Origin of the sequence: Candidatus Methylomirabilis sp., from assembly GCA_036000645.1 — a bacterium.
In the GTDB taxonomy this organism is placed as follows: Bacteria; Methylomirabilota; Methylomirabilia; order Methylomirabilales; family JACPAU01; genus JACPAU01.
On record DASYVA010000132.1, the window covers coordinates 1 to 7,949 of the forward strand.

7 protein-coding genes are annotated in these 7,949 nt (G+C 72.1%); all 7 read left to right on the top strand.

Features of this window, described 5'->3' with window-relative positions; translation table 11 throughout:
* Positions 1-518, top strand: a 518-nt coding sequence (locus tag VGT06_07435; GenBank protein HEV8662952.1) for a CoA transferase, incomplete at its 5' end; no start/stop codon positions are given.
* Between the two features lie 83 nt (positions 519-601).
* A complete protein-coding gene (locus tag VGT06_07440; protein ID HEV8662953.1) occupies positions 602-1,387 on the top strand; it encodes a lipoate--protein ligase family protein in 786 nt (261 codons plus the stop codon).
* A 64-nt stretch (positions 1,388-1,451) separates the two neighbouring features.
* The gene (locus VGT06_07445) at positions 1,452-4,541 is read left to right on the top strand and encodes a tetratricopeptide repeat protein (protein ID HEV8662954.1); all 3,090 of its coding nucleotides are present in this window, start codon (positions 1,452-1,454) and stop codon (positions 4,539-4,541) included.
* A gap of 58 nt (positions 4,542-4,599) precedes the next feature.
* Positions 4,600-5,451 carry an AAA family ATPase gene (locus VGT06_07450; protein HEV8662955.1) on the top strand — a complete coding sequence of 284 codons (852 nt, stop codon included), beginning with the start codon at positions 4,600-4,602 and terminating at the stop codon, positions 5,449-5,451.
* A gap of 6 nt (positions 5,452-5,457) precedes the next feature.
* Positions 5,458-6,006 (top strand): CDP-diacylglycerol--glycerol-3-phosphate 3-phosphatidyltransferase, encoded by a 549-nt coding sequence (gene pgsA / locus VGT06_07455; GenBank protein HEV8662956.1) that lies wholly within the window; start codon positions 5,458-5,460, stop codon positions 6,004-6,006.
* A 9-nt stretch (positions 6,007-6,015) separates the two neighbouring features.
* A complete protein-coding gene (plsY, locus tag VGT06_07460) occupies positions 6,016-6,618 on the top strand; it encodes a glycerol-3-phosphate 1-O-acyltransferase PlsY (protein ID HEV8662957.1) in 603 nt (200 codons plus the stop codon).
* 9 nt (positions 6,619-6,627) lie between these two features.
* On the top strand, positions 6,628-7,949 hold a 1,322-nt coding region (locus VGT06_07465), incomplete at its 3' end, for an aspartate kinase (GenBank protein ID HEV8662958.1).

The window sequence follows — 7,949 nt, forward strand, 5'->3', positions numbered from 1 at the left end:
GGGGGAACGCGCACCCGAACATCGTCCCGTACCAGACCTTCGCGACGGCCGATGGGCACCTCAACGTCGCCGTGGCCAACGATGGGCTCTGGCGGACCTTCTGCCGGGTCCTGGGCGAGCCGGCCTGGGCGGACGACCCCGCGTACGCCACCAATGGCGCCCGGACGGCCAACCGGGAGCGCCTGGTGCCGCTCCTGGCGGCCCGCTTCGCCACCCTCCCCACCGCCACATGGCTGGAGCGCCTGGAGGAGGCGGGGCTCCCCTGCGGGCCCGTGAACACCGTCGCGCAAGCCTTGGCCGACCCGGCCGTCCACCACCTGAAGATGGTCCAGGAGGTGGAGCATCCCACCCTGGGGTCGCTCCGTCTCCTGGGGATCCCCTTCACTCTCGAAGGGTCCCCCCTCACGATCCGCCGCCCGCCCCCCCGGCTCGGGGAGCACACGGCCGAGGTTCTGGCGGAGATGCTCGGCCTTTCCTCCCGAGAGGTGGAGACGCTCCGCCGGGAGGGGGTGCTGTGAAGGCGGGTGCCCCGCGGTCGCCGCACGGTCCTCGGCCCTCCTGGCGATTCGTCCGGTCGGAGCCCCTGCCGGGCCCCCTCAACATGGCGCTGGATGAGGTCCTGGCCACCTCCTGCGCGCGGGGAGAGGGCCCCCCCACCCTGCGCCTCTACACCTGGGATCCGCCGACCGTCTCGGTCGGCTATGCCCAGGCCCTCGAGGGTGAGGTGGATCTGGAGGCCTGCCGCCGTCTGGGATTCGGCGTGGTGCGTCGGATGACGGGGGGCCGGGCGGTCCTGCACCAGCACGAGCTGACCTACGCAATCGCGTTTCCCGAGGGCCTCCTCGGGCCCGGGGGGATTCAGGAGGATTATCGGAGGATCAGCCAGGGGCTGATTGCCGGCCTCCGGCGCCTCGGCGTGGCGGCCGATCTCAGCCGGGGCTCGGTGGGTCGGGGGGCGGTGAGCGGCGTCTGCTTCCTGAGCTCCTCGCGGTTCGAGCTCTCTGTGGCCGGGCGCAAGCTGGTGGGCTCGGCCCAGCGGCGCCTCCGGGGCGCCGTCCTGCAGCACGGCTCGCTCCTCCTGGATCTGGACCGGGTCGCCTGGGAGGCGGCGCTGCCGGCCCTGCGGCACCCGACCGCCTCCGCGTGGGCCGGCTCCGTCACCACGGTGGCCGCCCTGCTGGGCACCCGCCCCCCCCTCGCTGGGGTGGCGGCGGCGCTCCGGGAGGGGTTCGAAGACGCCCTGGGACACCCGCTTCCCGAGACCCTCCCCTCCCGGGTGGAGGCGGAGGCCGCGGCGGCGTTGGCCCGTGCCCGATACGCCCACGCGGAGTGGAATAACCGCCAGGAAATGCCGGCCTCCCGCCTTGACACCCCTCAACGCCTTTGATAGGCTTCCGCCGCCAATTGGCGGGATTTCCGGCTTTTCGCCGCCATCCTGCTGAAGGAGTCTCATGGCGTTCGACAAGCGCAAGGCGCTCCAGACCGCCCTGGCGTTCACCCAACAGGGCCGGCTCGATAAGGCCATCGCCGAGTACCAGAACATCCTCAAGGCTGACCCCAACGACCTGAGCGTCCTGAACGCGCTCGGGGACCTGTATGCCCGGACGGGCAACCGGGCCGAGGCGATCAGCCAGTACATGCGCCTCGGGGATTCCTACCGGAAGGACGGGTTCGCCGCCAAGGCCACGGCCGTCTACAAGAAGGCCATCAAGCTGGACCCGGGCAACCTGCAGGCCCAGGCGCTGTGTGCGGACCTGTACGCGGAGCAGGGCCTGGTGGGCGAGGCGAAGCAGCAGCTCCTCCTCATCGCCGAGCAGTACAGCCGGGCCGGGGACGCGAAGGAGGCCCTGGCGGTCTACCAGAAGGTCGTGACCCTGGATCCGGGCAACGTCGCGGCAGCGACCAAGCTCTCGGAGATGCTCGCGCGGCAGGGGATGGCGAAGGACGCCTATGGGCCCCTGGCGCGGAGCGCCGAGCAATGCGTGGCGGCGGGGCAGACCGCGGAGGCCCAGAAGATCTTCCGGCGGATGCTCCAGATCAACCCCAACGCCCTGGAGGCACACCTCGGGCTCGGCCGCATCCTCGCCAAGTCGGGGTCCGCGGAAGCAGTCCAGGAGCTCAGGGCCGCGGCGAGCCTGGCCCCCGACGACGCCGGGGTGTGGACGGCGCTCGGGGATGGGTTCCGCGAGGCCCGGGACGCCAAGCGGGCGCTGGAGGCCTACACGAAGGCTCTCCGGCTGGACCCCGCCCGCTGGGAGATCCGTCTCGGTCTCGCCGCGCTGGCGGCGGAGCAGGGGGATCACGCGCGGGCCGCCGAGGAGCTCCAGCAGGGCACGGGGCCCGCGGTCAAGGCCGGCAAGGGGCAGGAGGTGGTCCGGCTCCTCAAGGGCCTCGCGGCGAAGGCGCCCGGCGAGGTGCGGTACCGCCTGACGCTGGTTGAGGTGCTGAAGGGGCTGCAGGATATTGCCGGCCTGGCAGAGGCCTACCGGGGGCTCGGGCAGGTGCTGGAGAAGCAGGGCAAGCGCGCGGAGGCATTGGAGGCCTACCGGAGCCTCCAGGAGCTGGACCCGCAGGCGCGCGATGCCGGCGAGAAGGTCGCCGCGCTCTCGGGCGCGCGCCCCCCCGCCTCCGCGCCCGCCGCGACCGTCAGGGTCACCCCGCCTCCCGCCCCCGTGGAGCCCGTGGAGATAGAGCCGGGGCTGGTGGACCTCTCGGGAGGGGAGGAGGCCCCCGCGGAGGAGGCGGGAACCGTTACGCTGGACGAGGAGACCACCGACGACGCGCGCGCCTTCGCCGCCCGCCTCGAGAAGGAACTGGGGGGAGGCTCGGATGAGGTCGCCTTCGACCTCACGGAGACGGCCCAGGAGAGCGGACTGGATGCCGGCGCGATCGCCCAGGAGGCGGAGCGGGTCCTGGTGGAGATGGGGGGCCCCGGGGAGGAGGGCTCGGGGGCGGGACTGCTGGAGTTCGGGGAGGAGGCCGCCGTCACGGCAGGGCCTGCGGCTACCCAGGGCGTGGCCGCGGACACGGCCGGAGGCCTGATCCCGCTCGATGCCGCGCCCAGCGAGGAGGAGGACAGCCAGGTGAGCGACCACTTGGCCAAGGCGGAGGTCTACCTGAAGTACGGCCTGGTGGACAAGGCGATCGAGCATCTGCAGCAGTCCCTCTCCCTCTCCCCCCGCCACCTCGGGGCCCGGCAGCGCCTGAAGGGGATCTACCTCGACCGGAACCTGGCGGACCAGGCGGTCAGGGAGGGGCTGAGTATCGCCTCGATCCTCGTCAGCCAGGGGCAGACCGCGCAGGCAACGGCAGAGCTGGAGTCCTGTGTGAAGCTGGACCCCGGGAACGTGGACGTCCGGCAAGCCCTGGAGCGCGTGTCGGGCGAGCCCGTTCGCGCCCGGAGCGTGCCGGGCCCCCCGAAGCGCCCGGCGGCCCCGCCGGTCCCGGCAGAAGCGTCCGAGGCCGAGCCGGTCGAGGCGGCCGCTCCGCTCTCGGCACCCCCGGCAGGTGGGACGGTGGAGGAGGATCTGGCCGAGGCGGACTTCTTCATCCAGCAGGACATGGTGGAGGAGGCGCGAGGGGCCCTGAAGCGCATCCTGGCGGCCGACCCGCGGAACGCCGGCGCCCGGGAGCGGCTCCAGACCCTTGAGGCGGAGCAGGCCGCCGCCCCCGAGGCCTCCTTCGCCGACGTCGGGACGGACGCGACGGGCGAGGGGGGAGAGGCGGTGGTGGAGCTGCTCGAGGAGCCCGCCCCCCCCGAGGGGCTCGAGGTGGACCTCAGCCCGGAGCCGCCGCGTCACGCCCCCGCGGCCCCGGCGCGGCCCTCCTCCTTCCAGCCGTCGGCAGCGGACATCACGCCGGTCTTCAAGGTGGCACAGGATGAAGGCCCCGGCGAGGGGGGCTACGTGGATCTGGGCTCGGAGCTGACCGAAGAGGTCAGCGCCGGCCCCTCCGTCCGGGAGACGGCCCCGCTCCTGGCGGAGATCCTGCGGGAGTTCCAGAAGGGGGTCCGGGAGCAGCTCGGGCCGGAGGACTACGAGACCCACTATAACCTGGGCATCGCGTACAAGGAGATGGAGCTGTACGACGAGGCCATCGGGGAGTTCCGCCTGGCCGCCAAGGAGCCGCGGCGGGCGCTCACCTGCGCGAACCTCCTGGGACTCTGCTACCTGGCCAAGGGGGAGGCGGGGCGGGCGGTGGCGGAGTTGGAGCGCGCGATGACCCTGCCGGGCGCCCAGGGCGAAGATGGATGGGGTCTCCGGTACGACCTGGCGACGGCCTACGAGGCCGGGGGAGACGGCGGCAAAGCCCACGCAGTCCTGACGTCCCTCCAGGAGGAGGCCCCCAAGTTCCGGGACGTGAAGGCCCGCCTGCGAGACCTGAAGGGACGGCTGAAGGGGCCGGCCGGCGAGAAGGGCCGGCCCGGGCCGACCGGCCGCGCCCCCGAGGCGCCCGCCCCGCCCCCACCGGCCCCCGCCGCGGCCCCCCCCGGGGAGCCGCACAAGCCGGGGAAGAGCAAGAAGAAGATCTCCTTCATCTAGCATCCCGCGTTGACGGGCATCTCGGAGTCACCGCGCCGCGCGGCCGGGGAACGATCCCATGAGCTACGAGCAGTTCTACGGGTTGAGGGAGCAGCCCTTCGCCAACACCCCTGACCCCCGGTTCTACTTTGACGGGAGCCAGCACGCGGAGGTGCTCACCCGGCTCATGCACGCGGTCAACACGATGAAGGGGCTGGCGGTGGTGGTCGGGGATCTGGGGACCGGGAAGACCATGCTGGCTCGCCGGATGCTGGACGCGCTGGACGAGGACCAGGTGGAATCGGCCCTGCTGGTGATCATCCACTCCGCGATCACCGCTGAGTGGCTGCTCCGCAAGATCGCCCTGCAGCTCGGGGTCGAGGACGTGCCCGAGAACGCGGACAAGGTCGCCCTCCTCACCCTCCTCTATCAGCGGCTCGCGCAGCTGCAGGCCCAGGGGAAGAAGGCGGTCGTGCTGATCGACGAGGCCAACATGCTGCAGCGGCGGGAGGTCATGGAGGAGTTCCGAGGCCTGCTGAACCTGGAGGTCCCGGAGGGCAAGCTCATCACCTTTCTTTTCTTCGGCCTCCCCGAGCTGGAGGAGCATCTCGCCGTGGACCCGCCGCTCGCGCAGCGCGTCGCGCTGAAGTGCCGGATGCGGTCCTTCACGCCCGAGGCGACGGCCGCCTACATCCGGCACCGGCTGCGGGTGGCCGGGGCCACCCGGGACCTCTTCGCCCCGGAGGCGCTGGAGGCGGTGCACCGCCACGCCCGCGGCACCCCCCGGCTCATCAACACGCTCTGCGACAATGCGCTCCTGGAAGGCTTCCTCCTGAAGCGGGAGCGGATCGACCCGGAGATCATCCACGGCGTGGCCCGGGACCTGGGCGTGTCCCCGGTGCCCGCGGCGGCCCCCCGCGAGCGTCGGTGAGGCACGGTGAACCTCCCGACCACCCTCACAGTCGTCCGCATCTTCCTGGTCCCTCTCCTGATGGTGTTCCTCATCGCCACGACCCGGCCGTACCCGATCGTGGCGGTCGCGATTTTCCTGCTGGCCGTGCTGACGGACTGGCTGGACGGCCATCTGGCGCGTCGGCGCCGGCAGGTCACGACGCTCGGCGCCCTGCTCGACCCCATCGCCGACAAGCTCCTGATCGCCGCCGCCCTCATCTCCCTGGTCCAGGTGGACAAGATCCCTGCCTGGATTGTGGTCCTCATCGTGGGACGGGACATCGCCGTCACCGGCCTCCGGGGGATCGCCGCAGCCCAGGGCGTCATCATCGGGGCCAGCGACTGGGGAAAGGTCAAGATGGTGGCCGAAGTCGTCGCGGTGGCGCTCCTCATCCTGAGCCTGGGAGGAGGACCGCTCGCGGGGTGGCCGGTGCGGATCGGGACGGTGGTCCTGTGGGGGGCGATGGGGATCGCCGTCTTCTCCGGGGTGGACTACTTCCGGAAGTTCTGGCGGCGGATTGACCTGCGGGGCTGAGGGGGACGGGTGGGGGCGCGGCTTCTGCTGGTCCTGGGCAGCTACCTGCTGGGCTCGGTCCCCTTCGGCCTGCTGATCGGCCGGTGGCGGGGCGTGGACGTCCGCGAGCGGGGCAGCCGGAACATCGGGGCCACCAACGTCCTCCGGGTGCTCGGGAAGGGGGAGGCGGCCGCGACGCTGCTGCTGGACGGGATGAAGGGGGCGGCGCCGGTCCTGGCAGCCCGCGGGCTTGCCACCGGCGACGCGTGGGTGGCGGCCGCGGGGTGCGCCGCGCTGCTGGGCCACTGCTTCCCGATCTTTCTCCGGTTCCGTGGGGGGAAGGGGGTGGCGACGGGGCTGGGAGCGGTCCTGGCCGCCCTCCCTGCGGTCGGACTGACCGCGCTTCTGCTCTGGCTGCTCACCGCCTTCTGGTTTCGCTACTCGTCCCTGGCGGCCCTGGTCGCCGCCGCCAGCCTCCCCGTGACCACCGCGGCCTGGGAGGGGCCCGGCCCCTCCCTCGTCTTCGCGCTGGCCGTCGCCGCGCTCATCACCGCCCGGCACCACGAGAACATCCGCCGGCTCTGGCGCGGGGAAGAACAGAAGATCGGGCAGCGGGCGGCGCCGGTCTCCTAAGGATCAGCCGTGGCGCTCATCGTCCAGAAGTACGGCGGCACCAGCGTGGGGGACATCGAGCGGATCCGCAACGTGGCGCGCCGGGTGGTGACGACCCGCCAGGCCGGCCACGACGTGGTGGTGGTGGTCTCCGCCATGGCTGGGGAGACGGACCGGCTCCTCGCGCTGGCCCACCGCATCGCCGAGCGGCCCGACGAGCGGGAGCTGGACGTGATCCTGGCGACCGGCGAGCAGGTGAGCATCGGCCTCCTCTCCCTGGCCATCCAGGAGCTGGGCTGGAAGGCCCGCTCCTTCACCGGGACCCAGGTCCGGATCCTGACCGACGAGACCCACAGCCAGGCCCGCATCCTCCGCATCGACACCCGCCGGGTCCTGGAGGCGCTGGAGGCCGGGGAGGTCGCCATCGTGGCCGGGTTCCAGGGAGTGACGGCGGAGGAGGAGGTCACGACGCTCGGCCGAGGCGGCTCCGATCTGACCGCGGTGGCGATGGCGGCCGCGCTGGGGGCCGAGGTGTGCGAGATCTACACCGACGTGGCCGGCGTCTATACGGCGGATCCGGACCTGGTCCCCGGCGCCCGCAAGCTCCCCCGTATCTCGTACGAGGAGATGCTGGAGCTGGCCAGCCTGGGAGCCAAGGTGCTGCAGACCCGGTCCGTCGAGTACGGGAAGAACTATCAGGTACCGATCCACGTCCGCTCCAGCTTCTCGGACTGCGAGGGGACCCTCGTGGTCGCGGAGGACGCCGCCATGGAGAAGGTGGTGGTCTCGGGCATCGCCTACAATACCAACGAGGGCAAGATCACGGTGGCCCGGGTGGCCGACCGCCCGGGGGTCGCCGCCAAGCTCTTCGGGGCCGTCGCGGATGCGAACGTGGTGGTGGACATGATCGTCCAGAACATCAGCCAGGACGGGAGCACCACGGACATCTCGTTCACGGTCCCGCGCCCGGACTACCAGAAGACGCTGGAGATCGTCCGGGGGGTGGCGGCGGAGATCGGGGCGGCCGAGGTGCTGGGGAACGACCAGATCGCCAAGGTCTCGATCGTGGGCGTGGGGATGCGGACCCACTCGGGCGTGGCCTCGCGCATGTTCGAGACCCTGGCGCGGGAGAAGATCAATATCTTGATGATCAGCACCTCCGAGATCAAAGTCTCCTGCGTCATCGAGGCCAAGTACGCGGAGCTGGCAGTCCGCGTCCTCCACGACGCCTTCCGCCTCGACCGACCGCCCGAGGAGGAGCCCCCGCCGCCGACGGCGACGGCCCCCCCGGTCGGCCGGGCCGCACAGAAGACGGCGCGGCGGGCCGGGCGACCCCGGCCGGCCCGGCGGCG